The following is a 21,809-nucleotide window of genomic DNA, read 5'->3' as shown; positions in this document are numbered from 1 at the left end:
GATGAAGATTACCGCGTTACGTTCAGATAAAATCTATGAGGAGATCATCCAGGCTGCACCCGATGAGAAATTGGAGTTATACCGCGAGCGAATGATGGGTCCCTTTATGAACAAATGGAACATTCAACAGATCCCGTTTCGCTCTCAAGAGCCCCACGGCTTCGACGTGATTATGATGAATAATTTTATGAATATCGCTCCCGCAGATATCACGACCGAGATTAACGAATCGTTAGCAGCGATCTCGTCTGAAGCATTTTGGCAACAGTGTCATGAAGCCGTTCTTACGAGTCTATCTACCTTTACAGATCACAGGATTGAGCTATCGGTCTCCGAATATCTATACACGATTTTATTAGGCAATAAGAACAGTCCCTCACTCACCATGAACGAAGGCATCAGCGGAGATGGTGGAATCCCGGGTTATATTATTGCGAACCTGATCCCCAATAGCTATACTCTACCTCGTATCCAATCCGTGTTAGCCCATGAATGCAATCATAACGTGAGGTATCAATATATCCAGTGGGATCCACATGTTACGCTTGGGGAAATGGTTGTTAGTGAGGGGTTGGCCGAGAGCTTTGCGACATCCCTGTATGGAGAAGAGTTGCTAGGCCCCTGGGTAGCCAAAACGGATATGGAGACTTTGAATACCGTAATCAAACCGAAGATGAAAGACCAGCTGCATGTCACCGGTTATGACCAGATTAATCCGTATCTATACGGCGATGAACTTGCCATACTGCAAAATTTCACTCCCGTAGGTATGCCCTATGCGGCTGGCTATGCCTGCGGTTATTACTTAATCCAATATTATCTGAACAAAACAGGTAAACCGATTACCGAAGCAACCATTACTCCGGCAAGTGTCATCCTTGCGGAAACAAAGGACTTTTGGAATGAAGACACCCTATTTCACCGTTAAAGATATCATTCAGATTACAGGCATCACCAAACGCGCATTACATTATTACGATAAAACGGATCTCTTAAAACCGAGCAAAGTCGAGGACAATGGCTATCGGCATTACGATCAAGAGGCACTGGGGAATCTGCAAATGATTCTCTTGTTCAAAGAAATGAATTTCTCATTGAAAGACATTGCAGCCATGATGCAACTTTCCAAAGAAGAACAGAAAGATATCCTAAGAGAGCATCGCAGTACACTCGTTCAACGAAAACAAAAACTCGAAACCATTATCGACCAGTTGGATGAGTATGTGGATGGAACGGATATCTCTCATCTTCATCTGTTTGACGACTCTTCCATTCTATCCATTCAAGATCAATATGAATCTGAGGCAAAGTTTGTATATGGAGATACCAAGAAATATCAAGAATTTGAAGCTAATGTGAGCCAGCTGTCTGTGGAAGAGCAAGAAAAAGCCTACCAACAGTTCTCGGTCAACATGGAGCAGGTATTTCGGGAATTGGCGAAACATCAGAATCTGTCTCCTGCTTCTGGTGAGGTGCAATCGTTAGTGGTTGAATGGAAGAATTGCTTGGAACAGTTTATGGTCTGTGATGCTGAGATTTTGAGGTGTATCGCAGAAGCCTATACGACGGATCGCCGCTATGCGGGTTATTTTGATCAGTTTGGCAATGAGGATTTTTTGAGGTTTTTGTATCAAGCGATTATGGTTTATGTACAATCGGCATCGAAGAGATAAGCTTCGGGTGAAAAGAAATGCCCATACTTCGCCACAGCCGTGTCTCAATTCGTGGATCAACCTCACAGAGCGCCCGTAGTCCTTCCGGCTGAGCGATATACAGATAGTCTCCCGCGAGCATCCGCACCTCGGCCCCACGTTCTGCCGCCCGCTTCAAGTGCGGGGCCAGTAGCTTCACCCCGGACTGCATCATAAAGGACGTCATAATATAAATCCCGGATGCATGCTGCATCCGGTTAATCAGTTCGTCTGCCAAGTTATCTGTAATAAGTTTAACGTTAAGCTTCGTCGACATCGATCAGATACACCCGTTCCTGGAATCCACCGCGCGCCTCGGCTTTGTCAGCCCGCAGCTTATCCAGCTGTGCCGCATCCGCACCATGCACCTCCGCCAGTGCTCGGATCACCTCTAGCATGTCTGCCAATTCTTCCAGCGCTTCCTGATCACTTGCTGCATTTACATACTCATCAGATTCTTCTTGTAGCTTCGTTCTTAACTCTTGCTTATACTCCTCCGGGTCCAGAATGCGTGTGCGGCATTCCTTACCGCTGGATGTGATAATATGCGGGATCTTGTCCCGCACCAATTTGTTGTATGTAGGCATGTGGTATAACATCCTTTCTGCTGTTGAAGTCTACGAGCCTCGATCAGAATCTCCCTTGTTGCCATTATACAAGTTCCATTTGAGAATGGGGTGATTTTGTAAAGTAGTGGATTGGAATTAGGATATAAAAATAACCCATGACTACTCGTATTCGAGTTGAAATGGGCTTTCTGCCATTATTAATGTCTATTTTTCTGCATCAAACTCTGGTTCAGAAGGATTTTAAGCCAACAGTTTCGAGACAATAGCATTCGTATCCATCATTTCTTTATTAATCTCTACCAAGCAAGTGTCATTATCCATAGCTGGTTCATAACCGATTCTAACCTTCTCAATTGCATATTTGTTCTTAAAATTGAGAATATACTCTATTAATTTCTGAGCTTTTAACATCGTCTCTGGATTTTCTCCGCTGAACAATTCCTCTTCAGGAAAATTAATTACAATATCTCCAGATTCCTCATTAAATGAAAATACAATCATCACGTCGTTAAAGGTATGACCCAGGTTAAGCTGAGACAATAATAGATTCCCTGTTCTACGAGCACTTAAAGAATTCTATTCAGCACTTTATGAGGTTCCGGTGCAAGCACCTCTTCTTTGTTCTTCATATAAATACTTTTTGACACCATGCCACCCAGTTGAGAGTACGAATCATGGGCTGTTGATATTATGTCTCATTATTACTCAAATCGAATCGGGATTAACATAACACCATTCGGAATGAATTGTATTTTTCAGAATTTTCTCCAGATCAGATAAGGTATATATCCAGTCCTCCTCGATCCATATAACCATCTGTGGCTGTCTCATAAGAAAATGATATAGAAAGATTAGAGTAACCTCTTCATTTTGATAAACTTCATCTAAAATCAGCGTGTTAAAATATACTCTCCCATCATCTCTCCATTCCAATTCTCTATATTGATATTGAACAGGTTCATCATATACATCGACTCTGATGTTATTCTTTTGCTCACTATGGCCCAACTCTTCTTGGTCTGAAAAGGTTATTCCCAAGGAGCAATGTTTCATGTTCTGTTCTGAATCTGTATCTTCAATTCCAAAAACTAAAGTTAACTTTGCATCCAGACAAGCTTCTTGTATATCCTGGATCAAACGCTCAATGGGAATATTACTATTTTCTTCTACTAAAACAAAAGCAGATGCCATTACTTCAGTACCTCCCTTAATTCTTCTAACGAGTTAACCACTTTGACACCCTTGCTCTCAATATAATCGATTTTCTCAGATGCAATTCGACCCGTATTTTCTAGTGGCGCGTCTATATATAAAATAACTTCCTTCTTCTTGTAATTGAAAAATTCTTTATTATTCATATCCACTAATCTATCTATTTGGTCTGTTTTCACTGCTCCCGCTGACTTTTTCACTTCAATAATTTGTGAGTTCGTTACAACATCCAAATCCGTAACTCTTAATTTATTTTCTGCATTTTTAATTTCCACCCCAAATCCAGTTACCCCGACATGCCGATCTACAAATTCACCAACTTTTCCTTCAACAACTTTCCCTGTGTCTCGGCTATGTTTTGCAGCTTCTATAGCATTGGTAATATTTTTGGGATTGTGCTCTACCCAAACGATTTTGTTTCCAGCTTGGTTAGTATACTCCACTTCTAATCCTTTGTTCGTTTTGCTGACCATTGGGTTATCGTGCAATATTTTGGTTTGAAGGTGACTAGGCGTTCCTTTTCTGTCTTTCGGTAATCTTAATCCCTCTTTCGGAACCTTATAACCCTTATTATACGTTCCTGTAAAAGCCAACACGAGCTTAGCAGTCTGTAAACCTCCAATAGAAACTGCTGCTTGCCATGCAGGTATGGATTCTCCAGTTACGGGATGATGACCTTCCTTAAATGCGCTGATCTGTTCATCATATATATCCCCACCACTAGACTCCGGTTGCTTCGGCCCGGCTTTCATTTCTTCATAGGTGCCACCACTTTCCCAATACTTAACAAACTCTTTTTGCCCTGGCATCCCATCCTCTGCTTCACTGGCAGGCATGTTAACTCCAAACAAAGGATTATATACCATTCGTCGTTGCTCTTCTGTGTTACCTATATTATGGTTCATCATTGTATGGGCAGCAATCTGTCCAGCAACGGCTCCCAAGCTCACCTGTTCCTGATCTGCTTGGTCGAATCTCTCGGCAATCGCCATTAGATCCTGAGAGGACTTCACCATACTTTCCAGTGCTCGATCCAGTACAGGACGTGAATGATGAAAATCATAGAAAAATCGTTCCTGCGTTGCTCCCGCCCACTGAGATTGGATGAATCCGATCCTTGCAGTCAGGTCATTACGTATACCTTCCAACTGCTGCCTGCCCTGCTCAATCTGTTTAGATACATGCAGCAGCTCCTCCGGTGTTACTTTAATTGTACTCATATCATTCTCCGCCGTTAGAATTAGGATTTTACAATGTTAGCAGAAGTTTGTAGCAATTACATCCACCCATTATCCTGATTTTCCTTTCTTCAAATGAGTACCTTTCAGTACTTATAATCTTCCAGTCCCATTCCTGGGAAAGGAACCTCCAGATCATCATGGCACGCCTTATATCAGAAAAACTTTGATGAATTATCATTCAAACGAGTGGCTAACTCCTCCAATATGTCTTCCGTTCGTTGAAGAAGCTTTTCGATGTTATCAAGGTCTAAATATTGATCCTCTTGGCATACCTCTAGAGATGACAAATGTTGCATCGTGCCGATGAACAAAGCGATATCCAATCCAGGTTCAGTGTCCGTATGCACTAAAGGCAAGATTTCGTTCATGGTGAGTTCCTTGGGTGGATGAACTGAATGATACTTATGGATATATAACGCCTTGATCATGGAGGCCAGAGCCCAATCGCAAAGAATCAGGCAGGCTTTGAACTGATTATGATTACACATGATGGCCGCAAGTTTGAGATGATACTGGGAAAGTCGTTGATATTCAAATTCATCATTCTGCCGATTCTTGTAGGAGTAAGCGTGATTCAAGGTAATCAACTCCTCAATAGATTAGTTTAGAATCCACACTACATTTGAACACTCTGCATATTTTTTTAACTTTTGGGCAAGATACAAAGAAAATATTACTACATAGTAGTTTTAAATACAAATTACTTATTATCTATCGGTTAATTAACGATGATTCTTTCTCTACACTTCTAATTAAAGAGAGGTGTTCATATGTCCGAACTTTTAGAATTAGTGGGCGCGAGAATAAGAGATCTAAGAAAATCTAGAGATCTGTCTCAAGAAGCATTAGCTGAAAATGCGGGGTTTAATCCAAGTTACATTGGCTTTATTGAACGAGCAGAACGAAATATATCTTTAAAAAATCTTGAAAAGATTGCTGCCGCTTTAGATGTCGGTGTATATGAATTGTTTACATACGTTAAGGAGCGTGAAGATCTCTCGCATGATGATGCCAATATTACTAAGATCATTTCTCTTTTAAGAACCCATGAACCTAAGCACATTTTAATGGTGCTTAATATAATTACTGAAATCTTCGATACTTATGATAGAAACTAAAATAACGAGGAGCATACCGATCCTACACGACCGGAATGTTACCTCGTTATTTTCATTATTTCTTCATCTTTTATTCACGTAATTACGTACTATATTTACTTTATTATGTAATTTAGACATTGAACATTTGTTCGTCTTACGATAAAATCAATATACATTCTACGTTATTACGTACGTAAAATAGGAGGATGCCTATGAACTTTAGTTATAGTTTTCCAGCGATTCGCGGAATTCAAGCTGGAAGAGATTTTTATACAGTAATGTGCCCATTGAAATTAATACCCAGGATATTCCTTTTTGATGAGGAGGAAATTCCGGCTGACCACCGTGCACAACGTTTAATGAATAAATCAAGAATTCCGGATATTACGAACTATATTCTTGAGAATCCTAAAGATTATATTTTCTCTTCGTTAACTGCATCAGTAAACGGCGAGCTAATTTTCCAGCCACAATCGGAAGAGTTTAAGGATCTTGGTTATTTAAATATTTCTTTAGATGCTCAATTTCTCATTAATGACGGTCAACATAGACGCGCAGCTATTGAAGAAGCTCTTAAAATTTCGCCTGAACTTGGTGACGAAACGATATCCGTAGTATTCTTTCATGACCTTGGACTTCTACGCTCTCAGCAAATGTTTTCGGATTTGAATCGTCATGCAGTGAATACCACATCTTCAATCGGAATTCTATACGATCACCGTGATCAACTATCTTTGATCACTAAAAGTTTAATTAATGAAATTCCTTTATTGGAGCGATATACGGATCGTGAGAAAGTATCGTTGTCCAAAAATTCTCCTAAATTGTTTGCTCTGAATCACATTTTCAATACGATCTGTAAACTGTTAGGCAAGCGTAAAGGTGAGTTAATCTCAGAACCCGAGAAAAAATTTGTGTCTGAGTTCTGGGCTCTTCTTTGCGTTTCTATATTAGAATGGCAAGATGTACTCAATAAGCGAACCTCGCCAAGAGATCTTCGTATTGGTTCGGTTGTAGCGCATGGTGTATTTCTCGAAGCTATTGGTATAGTCGGCCACTATCTTTATCGTTATCATGCAGATCAATGGGAATTGTACGTAAAAGAACTATCCAAAATCGACTGGAGTCGCGATAATAAAGCGGATTGGTTAGGCCGTGCTTATGGACAAACCGGACGTATTAACAAGACAAATGAGACCATTCAATTGACTGCAAATCTCATAAAATTTAAACTAGGGCTCCCCTTAACAGAAGCCGAGCAGAAAATTGAAAATAAAATAAAAGAAGGTACATCTACTGATGTTTAACATATTTAATACTGGAAGCAAGTTCGTTGAAGCCAAAGAACTAGTCAAAGAAGTCTATTTAGCAGATGAGAAGCCTTGGGTCGTAGGTTTCAGTGGGGGAAAAGACTCAACGGCAGTTGTACAGCTAGTCTTTCAAGCGTTATCCGAGCTAGAACCTTCTCTTCTGAAGAAAAAAGTGTACGTCATTTCATCAGATACTCAAGTAGAAACTCCTTTAATTATAGACAAAATCACGCGAACTCTTGGACGCATACAAAATAAAGCACTCGCTGTAGGTTTGCCTATTGAAACACACAAGGTACGTCCAAAAGTTGAGCAAACCTTTTGGGCCTCTATTATTGGAAAAGGTTATCCTACTCCTCGTCAAAAGTTCAGATGGTGTACGGATCGTTTGAAAATCGAGCCCGCTAACCGTTTCATTCTTGATAAAGTAGATCAGTTTGGTGAAGTGGTTATGTTACTAGGAGTTCGAGATTCCGAAAGTTCGACAAGAGCAGGAGTAATGCAATCTCATACTATAGAAGGTTCAAATTTAATGCGTCACTCTACACTTCGAAACGCATTTGTCTTTGCTCCGATCCGCTCATACACTCTTGATGATGTATGGGAATTTTTATTGCAGTATGAGTCACCATGGGGCGATGATAATAATGAACTGCTTCAGCTCTATCAAGATTCAAGTAGTGAATGCCCTCTTGTAGTAGACAAAGAGGTAAAAGAAAGTGCAGGTTCTTGTGGAAACAGTCGTTTTGGGTGTTGGACATGTACAGTTGTTAATGAAGATAAGGCGTTGAGCGGATTTATTAATAACGGTGTGGATTGGTTACGTCCATTATATGATTTTAGAAATTTCCTTGTTCAAATACGTGAAGATCGTACGAAAAGACAAAAACATCGTATGAATGGCGAAGTCTATCTGACAACAAATTTAGGCGGTATAGATCCTGATGATTTGAGTCACCCGAGAATCTACAAATCTGAAATGAAGCATTATATTGAAGAAAATAAAATTAACCTTGCATCTGTGGAGGAATTGGATATTTTGATCGTTGATGATGAGAATCCAGATGCTCTTCCTAAACGTTTTGGCGTCGGTCCTTTCACAATGAAAGCTCGGGAAGAAATTCTTCGAAAATTATTACAAACTCAAGAAGAAATTCGCCAAATGCATGACCCTAACGTTGAATTGATCACATTTGAAGAGCTTAAGGCGATTCGGAAATATTGGCATGACGACCTACAGTGGGAAGATCGACTTCCTCTGATCGTCGAAGAAGAAACAGGTATTGTTTACGATTGGCATCAAAATGATCGTCCTGTATTCAAAGAAGACCAAGTTACCGATCTTGAATCTCTTTGTCAAGAAGAAGGAGTCAACCTTAATCTTCTTAAAGAATTAATATCTGTTGAGAAAGAATACTCCGGCGTAAAAGTAAGAAGAGGACTATTCCAGGCATTTGATAAAACACTCAGACAAGATTTCTTACATTTATAAAGGTGGATAAATAATCAATGCACATTCAAAAACTGGCTCTCCGAAACATAGGTGCTTACCATGGAGAACTCAATAAATTTGATTTCCGTACAACGGCTAACCGTAACGTAATACTACTTGGTGGGAAAAATGGTGCTGGTAAAACGACAATACTAGAATCTTTAAGAATCGTTTTATTTGGCTCCATGGCATATGGTTTTGTTACAGAAAATGAACCCTATTTTCGTAAAATTAGAACGTTGCTAAATCGCAAAGCGATTAATGAAAATGTAACTAACGAATTTCAAATCACTCTTGACTACATTTCTACTGAAGATTTCGAAATACACGAATATTCATTAGTGCGAAGCTGGCGCATAAAAAATGATCGTATTCGTGAGAGTTTTGCAGTCAAACGTGATAATCAATTCTTATCTGCTCAACAAACTTCTGATTTCCAGAGTCGTTTACGTGAAGAAATGCCTCCAAAATTATTTGAACTTTGCCTTTTTGATGGTGAGGATATTTCGCGTATTGTTTCTGAAGAAAAAATTCCAGAGTACTTGAAAGAATCAGGTAAAATCCTATTTAATCTGGATCTATTCGTAAATTTGGAAAAGGATCTGAACACATACCGAATACAATATGCTCAGCAAAATGCCAGTGCAGCAGAAGAAGTTGCTCAGTATGAACAACTCGAGATGGAAATTGATCAACTCAAAGCAACAATCGACGAAAAACAACAGCTTACAGTGCTGCATGAAGAAGAGATAAGCAATCTGAATGATGCTATTAAACAAGATAAAAAGGATTTCGAAATTCACGGTGGCCTACTTCAGGAAAAAAGACAAGAAATTGTTTCTAGAATAAACATCATTGAGAACAAACGCAAAACGAATTCAGAACATGTACGGCATTTCGTCTCATCTCTTCTTCCCTTCTTTATAGCGAGGAAACAACTCAGACTAGTATATCATCAGTTAAATGGAGAAAAGCAATTTGAGTCATACGATTATGTTGCAAACTCACTAGTAGAAGAAAAGCTAGCTTCTCTTCTTAATAATGTACTTGGGCCAAGCAAAGAGGTAGATGAGCGTGAAGTGACATCTGTATTTGAAGGTCTACTGAATTTAATAAAACCCGATCAAACCAAATTAATTCATCGTGCATCGTTTGAGCAGCGTAGCGAGATTCATAATTTGAATAAACAAATTCAAGCACTAAATGTAACCGAATATGTTAGCCGTTTCGATGAAAATGCTATCTTGTTAAAAGAATCTCAAGAATTAAGAACCCAATTAGAAACGAATGATCAAGCCAGTGAATTCAAGGAACTTCTGGAACGAATTGAACAGAAAACAAAACAAGCTGAGCAACACAATATGATGATGGAACAAATTGAGTTAGAAATTCAAGCCCTGTCTGAAAGCTTGCATGCTAAAATACTGCAAAAAGAAAAAGTAGAAGACAAGATTCGAGAATATCATAAATCTGAAAAGTCATATGAAATGACTGAGAAATTACTAAAAGTTAGTCAACGTTTTAGAGAACGCCAATGGCGTAAAAAACTTGATGACGTTGCTAATGAAACTGTGCGTATGATTGACGTACTCTTCCGTAAGAAAGATTTCATAAAACGAATTCATATTGATCACACGACTTTCGAATTAAAGCTATATAACTTGATGAACCAAGAAATTTCAAAAGAACGTCTTTCTGCTGGCGAAAAAGAAATGCTGATGTTAACAGTAATACTAGCTATGTTTAGAGTTTCAGGTTGGAAACTGCCGTTTGTATTCGATACCCTCATGGGAAGACTTGACCAGGACCACAAAAAGTCCCTTATTCAACATTTCATCCCGCGTTGTGGAGAACAAGTCCTTATGTTCACAACGGATTCTGAAATCACGTCAGAACAATTTCATGTGATTGAAGAGATTACGGCTCGTTGTTACACGCTAGAATATGATGCCTCACAAGAAAGCGCAGTAATAGTAAAAGACCGCTACTTTGATATCATTAGAGAGGCGGGACAAGATTCATGAACTTTACATTAAAAACATCCAAATATGCTAAAGAGACGCTAACACAACTTCATGCCTCAACCGGTATTACTCCCAACATTTTGATCCGGTATGCAGTTGCTCTATCTCTGAAAAATAATGACTCAAGTAACCCAATTGTACCTATTACAAAAGATTTTACAGATGGTCTTGTATTGAATCGGAGCACAGTTACAGGAGAGTTTGATTATGCCTTTCGTGCAATGGTTACACAAGCCGCTGGTCGCGAATTAACAGATGAAGAATTCTTCCCTTCTTATTTTAACGCTCATCTAGAACGCGGCATACGCACTTTGGCTTCAGAGTATAAAAGCGCAGGAAATTACGAAAAATTCATTCGTAATTTGTTAATTTAACGAAAGTAGTGATCCCATGTTATATCTGGATAATAGCGCAACAACTAAGATCCATCCTGAGGTTTTGGAAGCAATGCTTCCCTATCTTCAAGAGGAATACGGTAATCCATCCAGTAAATTTTATTCTCTAGCAGAGAACGCTAAAAAAGCTGTAGCCACAGCACGTGAACAAGTCGCTCAACTATTAGGATGCGATCCAGACGAAGTTGTTTTCACAAGTGGAGCTACTGAGAGCAACAATATGATTATTAAGGGAGTAGCTGATTACTACGGTCAAAAAGATAACTCATCCAAATATTTACTAACTTCTGCCGCTGAGCATCCTTCTGTACTCGAAACAGTAGAGTTTCTGGGTGAACGCGGGTACAAAACGAAGTTCCTTGATGTCGATACTTATGCGAGATTGAATATTGAAAATGTCAAAGAAACAGTTGATCAAATTCACCCTATTCTTACTTCGTTTATGTGGGGGAATAATGAGATTGGATCACTAAATCCCATTGATGAACTTTCCGATTTCTTCACAACCAATGATCTATTCTTCCATACTGATGCAACTCAGGTTATAGGTAAAATACCTGTTGATTTGCGGAAGCACAGAGGAATTCGCTTTCTTTCCATGTCAGCACATAAAATAGGCGGCCCCAAAGGTATCGGAGCCGCTATTATAAGAAAACAATCAAAAGAGATTTTTACTCGTCTTACCCCCCTCCTTCATGGAGGAGGACAAGAAAATAACTATCGAAGTGGAACCCTTGCTGTCCACAACATTGTTGGACTAGGTAAAGCAGCTGAGCTAGCATCGCAGAATGTAGAGAACAATGCCAAACGTCTAGCTCAACTGGAGAATTATCTAGTCGATATTCTTAAAACTAAACTAGGAGACAAAATTATTTTCAATAGCGATGATCACGACAAAATTCCGGGATTAATTAGTCTTCAGTTCATCGGTGTGAACAATGAGTTGCTACTGAAAAAACTTTCTAACTTCATCGCCCTTTCTTCCGGATCAGCTTGCAGTTCGAGTAAACCGAGTCACGTACTGAGCGCGGCTGGAAAATCGTTAGAAGAGGTAAGACAAACTATTAGGATCACGTTAAGCGCTGAGATAAATGAAAAAGAATTAGATCTGTTTAGGGAGATAAAATAAGAGAAGTGGGGGATACAACTAGATGGCCTATAGTTTAGAAGATGTTTTTGTAGTGGCTGTTTCCTCTAGAGCACTTTTTGATCTAACAGAAGAGAATAGAATCTTTCAGTTAGAGGGCTTAGAAAAATACTCTAGCCATCAGTTGGAGCATGAGAGTAAAGTCTTAAAACCTGGTATTGCATTCAGCTTAATAAAGGCACTCCTACATCTTAACAAGCATTCTGAGAGCAAAAGATTAATAGAGGTAGTTGTTATGTCTAGAAACAATGCTGATACCTCACTTAGAATTTTCAACTCTATTCAAAACTATGAGCTTGATATTACTCGTGCAGCATTAACTAGTGGTAGGCCCTTAGCCACATATCTTGAAGCCTTTAAAGTCGACTTGTTTCTATCGGCAGATGAAATAGACGTACAAGATGCTGTAAATGCCGGGGTGGCTGCAGGACTCGTTTTTGAATCAGAAAGTTCCTACGATGAAGACAAAACAGATACAATAAAAATAGCTTTTGATGGAGATGCTGTACTATTTTCAGATGAATCCGAAAAAATATATCAATCTAAAGGTCTTGATGCTTTTATTGAACACGAAAAACTAAATGTTGATATCCCTTTACCTGAAGGGCCATTTGCAAAAATGTTAAAACACTTATCTTTTATACAGAAACAATTCCCTGCAGAATCAAATCCAATTAGAACTGCTCTAGTCACTGCAAGAAATTCTCCAGCTCATGAACGTGTAATTCTCACTCTTAGAGCTTGGGGAGTCAGAATAGATGAGGCTTTTTTCCTAGGGGGCATTTCAAAAGGAAGTGTCCTGAAAGCATTTGGAGCCCATATTTTCTTTGATGATCAGGAAACACATCTTAACAATTCTGCTAAAGTAGTTCCCTCTTTTAAAGTCTTACCTAAACAACAAAAATCGTCTATTGAATAAACATAAATCGCTGTCCAGCAAATGGACAGCGATTTATGTTTATTAATTTAATTTTGGGAGTGAACAGTATAAACATAGAATCAATACTTTTAATAATATCTCCATATACCAAGTGCCTCTTGCGCCATTAACGTTTGTCTATTATTTATAGAAGCAAAGTCCCAATGAGTTTGAGCAGCTGAAATATCTCGAGGATAAGAAAGTCCTGAAGCATTGTAAAGTGTAAGTTTTACTGAAAAATCTTTATTGCTAACTTGTTGATTAATATCACTTTCGAGTATGACCATATTACCTATACGATAAACAAAGTCGCTATATTCTGGATTGTTTCTGACATGCCCCCATTCATGAAGTCTGCTTGTTCTTTTAGATGGTTTCTTAGGCATAATATGCTCTATATGTTGGGCGGGGCCATGAGGTAAGGGTATAACTCCTGTCATCCTTTTTTTCTCAAGTTCATTTAGTACATAAAAAGCAAGCGAATTTGTTTTTGTTGTGAAATCTCTGAAATGTCTCACAAAATTCGCATTACTTGTCAACAGGAGCATATAGGTACATAATGAATCAATATCCACAATTTTTTTATGTTCCGGTATACTTTGTAACTCTGCTTGTGATAACTTACTCAGATCCAACGGATTCCTTAAAGCTCTAGACATTAAACCAACTTCACGTTCTAAGTCAGCTACAGAATTTTTAGCAATTGTGAAATATCTGAAACAAAAAACAAGAGTTGCATTAACAATTCTTTCGAAATCTATGGAGTTATGATTATACTTCACTGCACCAGTTAATAACAAAGGTATACTATGAGAAATATCAAGATGCTTAAAACCATCCAATTTATGGGTAATAGCATCATTCCAATAAGTCGCACCAATCAAGTTTACTCTTGCATACCAATCTGCTTCTGAAAACAATGAATCTAAATATTCTGCTGCATCATTATTGTTTAAATACTCCGTAACTGCACCAAATAGCTCTACCTTTTTCACAGGACCAATTTTAGACGCGTAATGAAATCTAATATACTCAGTAAGGTCTTCGTTTTCTATACATTCAATTATTGAATCCCACTTCTCTTTAATAATACTTCTTTGTAACATTGGAACTCTTTTAAAAAGTTCATTCTTTATTATATCTGAATCCGTTAGATCTTTTCCTCTATTATTAAGTGTTCCAAAAATTGTATATGCTGTCTCACTCTCTTTAACAACAATTTGTAAAATCAAAAACAATCTAGTTATAGTCAGTACAAAACAAAGCAGTTTATTATGGAGTTCTTGTTGATCTAGTGTTTCTGGTAACTCTTCACGTATTTTCTTCACGAAATAACTATGAGCCATCTTTAATCTGTATATTGCCGTATTATTACTTCCTATAGGATGTAATTGAAGATATTGGGCTCTTTCTGCTTCAGAATTTTTAAGAAGTATATAATCTCTATAAAAATCATTAATAGTAGAGTCTAATTCAAACTTTTGGACAAAGGGTTCTCCATATTGGCTTCTCTGCACCAGTGGAGTTAGAATAGCTCTAATCCCAGCCTGAGCATGCATATCTCCAATTCGACTTGCTTCTTCTAGGAGACATTTCAACAGAATACTGACTGTTGTTAATCTTTGTTGACCATCTGTGATTTCATATCTACTACCATTGGGGCTTTCAGTTACTAATATAGTTCCAAAGAAATGCGGTTTATGATCTGGTTTAATTAGATGATTGTCATCAAATGAATCTTTCACTACTTTCTGAAAGTCTTCCCAAAGATGTTGAAGCTCGTTGTGAGTCCAGGCAAAATTACGCTGGTAATCCGGTACAATAAATGTAATATTTTGAGAAAAAAGACTTCTTATATTATGTTCTTCTGCTCCAAAAAAATCTCTAGGTTCAATCATAAAAGAACTCCTTCATTTTGTGACTCGAAGACCAAAATTAGCGGTTGACTCATTAGTTTCAAGAAAATCTATTTATAATTGTTAATATAAAAATTACCTAAGTGACTCTTGCACATTTTGCACCCTAATACTGTCAACCACTAATTATGAGGTAGAGCCTATTTTTTTTTGCTATAGTGTTCATTTCTAAATTCGAATATACAGAAGAACTAAAGATTCAACTCCCAAAATGCCTTATCCCGCATCCAAATCGGTTGTCCCGAACCAGCCTTCACGATACTATAATGCTTCTGCAACGACTTAATCCGGCTCATAATGTTATCCTCTTCTAACTTACTCTGCGTGCTAAACACCATTCGAATTTCCTTAGCAGACATTTCAGATACATTATGCACAATCCAGGTCAAAATGTAATTCGCATAGTCATTATCCGAAGTCGAGAAATGGCTCAAGAACTGTGTAGATAAGATCGTTCCTACTCCATATTCTCGTCCTTCTTTTAAAATCTTCTTAATGGAAGTAAAGTCTTTGCTGAGGAAATTATCCGCTTCATCAACTAAAATCATACGTGTAATTTCACGATATGCTCCATCAATTGCACTGTGTCCAAACATTTGCATTTGATTGTAGAAAACATCAAGCGTAATGGACACCACAAGGTTTTGAATACTCTCGCTGTATCCAGACAAATTAATTACCGTAATCCCATCAATCATGTCGAACAACGAGATGGTTTTGGAAGAATCCGTTTCAAACACTTCAGTTTCATATAACTCTTTAAGTGCCGCATACAAAGAATCAATTTTAGAGTTTTCTTTCCCAGCATAAAGTTCATATATATCGCTCATCGTTGGAGCTGGTAAATTCCAAGTCGTAGAATCCCCTTTTAGAATGCCTTTTTTAGCGTATGCCTCCATCATTAAATCCTTCAACGTAATTGCTTGAACTTGTCCAAGATTGAAAGACCTTACAATTGTGTCTGTAAGAGAGTTACTTGTATGAAGGGGCAATAAAGGCTTTATTGGTTCTGCCATATACAAAGATAAGGGATTAAACGGCAAATGATATAGATTATATACCTTAGCATTTGTTTTTTCAGTAAAATCAGGCTTGATATAATCACCTTTATAATCAAAAATCAAAATACCTATGGGAGTTTGATTCACGTTATCATAGCTATTACGACTTAACTGCGTAATCAATGATTTCGTGAATTGTGTTTTCCCCGTTCCCATCGTTCCAATGATTCCTGTATTGGTGTGCATAATCTTATCCGTTGAAGTAGGGAACCATTGAACCTCTTCATTCGAAGTTGCATTATGTCCAAACAAAACTTCAAGTGGCTTCTTCGGTTCTTGATGACCCACAGAACTATGATGATCTCCAGCAGTTTCTAAATCATCTGGTTGGTCATGATCATCAGCTAAGTGCTTGGTAGCTGCTACTTCACCAAGTCCTGTTTCATAATGCTCACGAGTTTCAGCAACAAGTAACACCTGGTCGTTAACTTGAGTCATTCCAGACTGTTCAGAAGAATCATATAAATTACTCAGCAATTGCTCTGGGGACAAGTCCCCTTGATTACTCTGTATATATTCCTTCATCTCTTCAACACTTTTGAGTATGAATTCATATCCACTCTGTTCAGGATAGTCATAGACCATCACATTATCGTTCATTTTGATATCGGTAAATACGACATCCTTCTTAAATGAGATTACTGCACCTTGACCAATATACTGATCTAACGTATCTACAATCGTATACTTATCATTAAGAAGACGTTCGCGAACATCATGGTCCGTAATTTGACTCCATGATTGTTCAGGCCACACTGAATAGAGCTTCATTTTCTCCGCACTTGCAATCGCTAGTTGAATAAAGAAATTACGATATAGTACAGCTTGAAAATTCTTCTCATCCCCTGTTAAGAACTCCATTAATAGCTCCTTGGTTTCTTTTACTTGTTTTATCGCTTTATCTTGCACGTTAGCCCCGTTATATCCTATTTTGACCTCAATGGGGTAAAAGTGAACAAACATCTCTTGGTCAGAAGGTTCGACACCAATCAATAACAGATCATCACTATAAGAACCGAATCTACCCAATCTTTTAGCAGAAAATAAACCTTCGGATTGTCTTAGGCCAGTCCCACCTGAAATTCTAAGAATTTCTTCCATTGATATTGGAATCCATATAATATCGCTGTGTGCATATGCAGCAAGGGATAGTTTTACCGCAGAAAGAATACTGATTTTTTCCTTTGGAAAATAGTTCTTCTGAGCCAAAAGACGAAGCAGCCAATTGCCATTAATAGCATTAAAGAAGTTGATAATTGGAGGCAAGACATGATCGTCTACATAGAGCCTCTGATGTCCAAGGAATTCTTTAATTAAACGCTGATATTGTTTAGATCTTCTGGTAACAGTGATCGCATCAAAACCACTAGAGGATGTATATTGATCACTGTAATGAATAACAAGCAACTCTTTTTGGGCATCACTATTCTTGAAAAAACTCAGGTCTACTTTTGGCTCAATAAAAGTAACCCAATGGGCTGAATCGTAGACTTGATCTAGTTGCTGTTTATGATCTGCAGAGATCGCAGTAACAATATTAATATCCTCTTGGTAATTATCAAGAGTTCGAGCAACTCTCAGTAAAGAATTTAATTTCGGTACCATTTTCAATAGTGGAGCTTCTTGTGTCGGATAATATCTCGTTCCGAATCCCGTTTTGTAATCTTCGTTGATGAATACAGAAGGAATACCTGAAACAAGTCCGAATAATGAAACTCCCGTAATAATCTCCGAAGCATTGCTTGTAGCAATCTGCTCGATTTTATTCATCTGATAGAAAGTAACATGACTGTACTCGTAACGATCCGTATCCACATTTTTAGAATAAAACTTCACTTTGTCTCGGAAAACATTTAACAATTCTTCTGCGTGATACCCATCCAATTCCAATTTGAGATTGAACTGTTTGGCAATCTCTTCTGCATCTGTATATTGTGACATCTCCTCAAAAACATTGTTGATTCCTTTTTCAGCATAGATGTGAATTTCAATAGGGAGTAGGTTCCCTTTTTCCAAGTTATCTTTAAGTTGCTTCTTGTAGTATTCAAAAAGACCTTGAAGGATTTCCTGACAGTCTCCCATATTAATCGTATTAATTTTAAGCGGGGCTCGACGATCTAATTCAAAAAGATATCCGAAATGACCAGTAAATTCTTCAATTTTTTCTTGAACCAATTTATTCACAAAGGTTTTGGATGACTCGAATCTTGGTAAACTTTGATCCATGTAAGAAGCCCACTCATACGAATCACTCATCTCAATTGCCTTATACAGTTTGGAAGTGAAATTAACATACGGCAATAGATTCGTAGGTCTCATGGAATGCAACAGCTCATCATTGATTGACTCGTCACCAACCAATTGACTTAATTGCAATTGGTAAGCCAAATGTAGAGGATGTAATGGTGTAAATAGCCATTCTGGGTTTATATGATTTTTCTGAATCGTTCCAACTAAAACAAGATCTCTTTGGGTCTGGTTTAATGACTGACCGTTTTGTAATTGTTCAAGCTCCTGCAAATACACATCTATATAGTTACGTGCTAACACAGTATAATCTTCATCAAAATAGGCTAAACTTGGGAGTAAATCGTTAGTTCTAAAGTATCGTAATAAATCGCAATATGCCTCTTTTAACGGTTCAGAAACTGAAATAGCTTGCGGAACAATCTCTCCTAAGTTATCTTCGAGAAAAAACAAATGATTGGTTTCTAAGAGTTTGCGTTCCCTCTCTAAATTACGTTTGAATTCTCCTTGAGCAAAAGTCTCCCTCGTTCCTTGCACGATCTTCATCTTTTCATTCTCTATGCGATAGGTAAAGTGCTCTTGCTTTTCACGTTTCAGCTTCCACACGCTAAAACCACCAATAGGAACAGGTCGTTCAACTAAATCCTGCACAGCAAATGGAATACTTGTATGAGGAAGCTGGATGTTAAAATAAATCATTTCTTCATCACTATTATTTTCATCATTGCGAGAAACAACTAATTCCTGTTCCTCAGTAATGTCAAATGTGCTGTGCGATTCTGTTAAATTAACTTTGGTGATTTCTGAAGCATCCTTATTGAAAAACCAATGTTCCGCATCTGAATTAATTAAAAGATACGAACCCTTGGATTTTGATAACGTAATGGCATAAGACGTTTGTATCGTCTGAAGAAGCTTGGACTGTGTCTCAACCACTGTAATTCTAAATTCATAGGCTGGAGACACCTCTGTCTTGTATTTCACACCATAAAATGTAGTCTGTCCAACTTCATGTTTTAAGTGTACGCGGATCTTCTTACCTGCTTGTTCCACCTGTATTGGTTGTTTAATTTTAGTTTCATTGATATACTGATTTTTGATAAAATCATTAAATGTAAACTCTAATGAGATATGTTCTTTTTGATCAGGATTGAATACGATAATGTTTCGTTTACGTTGCTTACTCTTGGTCTCGCCATCGGCTCTCTCCCAATACTCTAACCCTTCCAAAGTCAACTTCTTACCAGCCTCTACATACTCCAAACCTTTTCCTTCTAATTTTTTCTGATTCGATCTTCGTACCGAACCAAAATCAACATCCTGCCACGTTTCAGACTCGGATAAAACCTTGATCCCCTGATCATCAAAATGCCGCTCCAGGCTGACCTCAGCAGAACCATATTGATGGGCTATTTCAACGTCACTATATAACGAATGGTTTTCCTTTAGTCTTTCTTTAATTTCCTTAGGAGTTCTAGGAGTATTGAAAAGCTCGGCATCATAAAAAATTCCAAAGTTTCTATATTCATGCTTATTCAATTTTTCATTGTTCAGCACAGTAAGTATATTCTCGTAGTCAAATAAGTTTACTCTCTCATGAAGTCCCTGTTGAGCTTTCATGGACTCAATCGAGAAGTTAAGAATTTGCTTCTCTTCTGAGGATAGATTCGATTGCTTCATCATTTCTTGCAAATCTTTTTCAATTGAATCAATATGAAAAGGCATACCTTCTTTTCCAAACGAAGTCATTCCCTGAACCAAACTATCTAAGTTTGAATTGTGGATTAAAAGCATAGCCAAATCTTCAAAAGGATCTTCATGTGTGCCAACTTTATTCCGTAATGTTGTAAGAAAGTCTGGCGTGATCTCCTCAATATTTGATGCGATTAATACCTTGGTCTGATCATAATTTAAAGTGTGCGATTGATAGAATCCATCCTCAGTTGACATTAAGAACGGACTAACTCGATTAATGTCCTTAATTTGATTCACTAGATTTACGACTTGTTCTTCACGTTCAAATTGAATATGATATTTTTCTCCTGCTTGAATATTGACCTCGCTCAAAAAACGATCTACGAGATGAGCAAGATAACTATAAAAATGCTTTGACATAAATAGCATCCCCACTATCACTTTTTTTCTCTAGCAAATTCAACTTTTCAAAATACTCAATGATGGAACCTTGAGTATCTCTATCATAAATAATTCCTCTCACTGCGAATTGTTCAAATAGTTTCTTCAATCTGATTTTAGGCTCATCTTTAATGATAACTTTAGTAAGGAATAATAAATAATCTGTGTCCAGAATTAACATCTTTCCAGATCTCCCCCTAGATTTGAGGAATGTTCTCTGACAAAAATGAGTAAACCACATCTTATATTCGTTATACGGTTTGGAACGAAATGAATTATTAAACTGGTAATCAATCATTTGAAATAATGTTGATAGCTTATTTAATACAGGCAGGTCATAAGTTTCAGGATTAAAGCTCATTTGACTCCACTTTACATCGGATAGACCCTCACGATATTGTTCAATCACCTTATCTACGTCTTCTTCGACCGCAAGGATTTCTTCATATGTACCTGAACGAAGTATTTCGGAGATTTCTTGATAGGAAAGTAACTTCCCTACTCCTTCAACTGAAATATTAAGCATTTTCAGAAAATTCACATGAGTAAACATACGATTAATTGATCTCTCAATGTTTTTCCATCCATACTCATAACTGACTCTTGTTTTCGATAGTCTTTCTTCTTCTTCAAACGTAAAATAGATGGGCACTATGCTCTTCTCGTATTTGGCAAACAGAGTTTCATTTCTACGTGTCATTTGAGTAATATAGAAAAAATAATAGTAAGATAGAAGTTTCTCAAATTGTTGAGTGAATAAATCCTGTTTCGTAGAAAGCCATTCAAAATCTACAGCAAATAATTCCGAGATTTCTGGTATTAACACAGCAAACTTCTGAGATTGTGTCTCTCCACTTTTCAACTCCGGTAAAGCTTTGAATATTAACGAACTCATCAAATCATCCGTTTGATGTTCGTCTTTACTAATCTCCCATGCAGCTTTTCCATTCCATAAAACCGCATAAAGAAACTCAGCCAACTTTCTGTTCTCGTTCTCAACTGTATTGATATAATAGAGCGTTTGAGGATGGAATAAAAATAGTTGGTTGTTTTCGTCAATGAATAAAGTTTTAATCATCTGCTTGAATTCATTTTTTTGATTTATATCTTTGAACTCAATGGATTTTAGCACAGCTTCGACTAGTTGTTCCGGGTTGGCTTCTGAGGACATTTTCTTTTGCCCAACCAGACGCAAAAACTCACCTACAACTTCCTTAAGGTTGAATTGCATATCTTTAAATTTTGTATTGTACGGTAAGAGTTCAACAGGTATTTTAGGGTTATGCCTAATGGAAGAATCAAATTTGAACTTGTCTTTAATGGCTTTTAAATCCATCTTATACTCCATA

18 protein-coding genes are annotated in these 21,809 nt (G+C 37.6%); 9 read left to right on the top strand and 9 right to left on the bottom strand.

Translation table 11 applies throughout. From position 1 onward, the window contains the following. Position 1: 1 nt before the first annotated feature. Both M1D71_RS04570 and M1D71_RS04565 read left to right on the top strand, forming a co-directional pair. Positions 2-928, top strand: a complete 927-nt coding sequence (locus tag M1D71_RS04570; RefSeq protein WP_458125444.1) for a DUF2268 domain-containing protein — start codon at positions 2-4, stop codon at positions 926-928. Beyond that, positions 903-1,673, top strand: coding sequence for a MerR family transcriptional regulator (locus M1D71_RS04565; protein ID WP_458125443.1), 771 nt, complete (start codon positions 903-905; stop codon positions 1,671-1,673). Before M1D71_RS04570 ends, M1D71_RS04565 begins: the two co-directional genes overlap by 26 nt. On the opposite strand, the gene M1D71_RS04560 is transcribed toward M1D71_RS04565, so the two are convergent. The 6 genes from M1D71_RS04560 to M1D71_RS04535 all read right to left on the bottom strand — a co-directional run bounded on the left by M1D71_RS04560 (position 1,639) and on the right by M1D71_RS04535 (position 5,291). Beyond that, positions 1,639-1,968: a hypothetical protein gene (locus tag M1D71_RS04560; RefSeq protein WP_458125442.1), complete on the bottom strand. Its 330-nt coding sequence runs from the start codon at positions 1,966-1,968 to the stop codon at positions 1,639-1,641. The genes M1D71_RS04565 and M1D71_RS04560 overlap by 35 nt on opposite strands. Next, the gene (locus tag M1D71_RS04555; RefSeq protein ID WP_458125441.1) at positions 1,952-2,278 is read right to left on the bottom strand and encodes a nucleoside triphosphate pyrophosphohydrolase; all 327 of its coding nucleotides are present in this window, start codon (positions 2,276-2,278) and stop codon (positions 1,952-1,954) included. Before M1D71_RS04555 ends, M1D71_RS04560 begins: the two co-directional genes overlap by 17 nt. Positions 2,279-2,500: 222 nt before the next feature. After that, positions 2,501-2,800, bottom strand: a complete 300-nt coding sequence (locus M1D71_RS04550) for a hypothetical protein (protein WP_458125440.1) — start codon at positions 2,798-2,800, stop codon at positions 2,501-2,503. 165 nt (positions 2,801-2,965) lie between these two features. Further along, complete coding sequence (locus M1D71_RS04545) at positions 2,966-3,451, bottom strand: hypothetical protein (RefSeq protein WP_458125439.1); 486 nt, start codon at positions 3,449-3,451, stop codon at positions 2,966-2,968. Next, the gene (locus tag M1D71_RS04540) at positions 3,451-4,692 is read right to left on the bottom strand and encodes a WXG100 family type VII secretion target (RefSeq protein ID WP_458125438.1); all 1,242 of its coding nucleotides are present in this window, start codon (positions 4,690-4,692) and stop codon (positions 3,451-3,453) included. The genes M1D71_RS04545 and M1D71_RS04540 overlap by 1 nt, the downstream gene beginning before the upstream one ends. 173 nt (positions 4,693-4,865) lie before the next feature. Then, entirely contained in the window at positions 4,866-5,291 is a 426-nt protein-coding gene (locus M1D71_RS04535; RefSeq protein ID WP_458125437.1) for a hypothetical protein, read from the bottom strand. Positions 5,292-5,483: 192 nt separating this feature from the next. Here M1D71_RS04535 and M1D71_RS04530 point away from each other — a divergent pair, with 192 nt between their 5' ends. The 7 genes from M1D71_RS04530 to M1D71_RS04500 all read left to right on the top strand — a co-directional run bounded on the left by M1D71_RS04530 (position 5,484) and on the right by M1D71_RS04500 (position 13,100). Further along, complete coding sequence (locus tag M1D71_RS04530; protein WP_458125436.1) at positions 5,484-5,831, top strand: helix-turn-helix domain-containing protein; 348 nt, start codon at positions 5,484-5,486, stop codon at positions 5,829-5,831. Positions 5,832-6,025: 194 nt separating this feature from the next. Next, positions 6,026-7,120, top strand: coding sequence for a DNA sulfur modification protein DndB (gene dndB, locus M1D71_RS04525; RefSeq protein ID WP_338020314.1), 1,095 nt, complete (start codon positions 6,026-6,028; stop codon positions 7,118-7,120). Continuing rightward, on the top strand, positions 7,113-8,615 hold the full coding sequence (gene dndC / locus M1D71_RS04520; RefSeq protein WP_458125435.1) for a DNA phosphorothioation system sulfurtransferase DndC: 1,503 nt from the start codon (positions 7,113-7,115) through the stop codon (positions 8,613-8,615). Before dndB ends, dndC begins: the two co-directional genes overlap by 8 nt. Before the next feature lie 17 nt (positions 8,616-8,632). Further along, entirely contained in the window at positions 8,633-10,639 is a 2,007-nt protein-coding gene (gene dndD, locus M1D71_RS04515) for a DNA sulfur modification protein DndD (protein ID WP_458125434.1), read from the top strand. Beyond that, positions 10,636-11,013: a DndE family protein gene (locus M1D71_RS04510; protein ID WP_458125433.1), complete on the top strand. Its 378-nt coding sequence runs from the start codon at positions 10,636-10,638 to the stop codon at positions 11,011-11,013. The genes dndD and M1D71_RS04510 overlap by 4 nt, the downstream gene beginning before the upstream one ends. A 16-nt stretch (positions 11,014-11,029) precedes the next feature. Further along, the gene (locus M1D71_RS04505; protein ID WP_458125432.1) at positions 11,030-12,163 is read left to right on the top strand and encodes a cysteine desulfurase family protein; all 1,134 of its coding nucleotides are present in this window, start codon (positions 11,030-11,032) and stop codon (positions 12,161-12,163) included. 22 nt (positions 12,164-12,185) lie between these two features. Further along, a complete protein-coding gene (locus M1D71_RS04500; RefSeq protein WP_458125431.1) occupies positions 12,186-13,100 on the top strand; it encodes a 5'-nucleotidase in 915 nt (304 codons plus the stop codon). Between the two features lie 89 nt (positions 13,101-13,189). Here M1D71_RS04500 and M1D71_RS04495 read toward each other — a convergent pair whose 3' ends face one another. From M1D71_RS04495 to dptG, 3 genes are all read right to left on the bottom strand, one after another. Next, the gene (locus M1D71_RS04495; RefSeq protein WP_458125430.1) at positions 13,190-14,998 is read right to left on the bottom strand and encodes a DUF262 domain-containing protein; all 1,809 of its coding nucleotides are present in this window, start codon (positions 14,996-14,998) and stop codon (positions 13,190-13,192) included. Positions 14,999-15,207: 209 nt separating this feature from the next. Continuing rightward, entirely contained in the window at positions 15,208-20,439 is a 5,232-nt protein-coding gene (gene dptH, locus M1D71_RS04490) for a DNA phosphorothioation-dependent restriction protein DptH (RefSeq protein ID WP_458125429.1), read from the bottom strand. After that, positions 20,420-21,808 carry a DNA phosphorothioation-dependent restriction protein DptG gene (gene dptG / locus M1D71_RS04485; RefSeq protein WP_458125428.1) on the bottom strand — a complete coding sequence of 463 codons (1,389 nt, stop codon included), beginning with the start codon at positions 21,806-21,808 and terminating at the stop codon, positions 20,420-20,422. The genes dptH and dptG overlap by 20 nt, the downstream gene beginning before the upstream one ends. Between the last annotated feature and the right edge of the window lies 1 nt (position 21,809).

The sequence above is a fragment of the Paenibacillus sp. Z3-2 genome, assembly GCF_054161325.1.
This window is presented reverse-complemented; position numbering and strand designations above follow the sequence as displayed.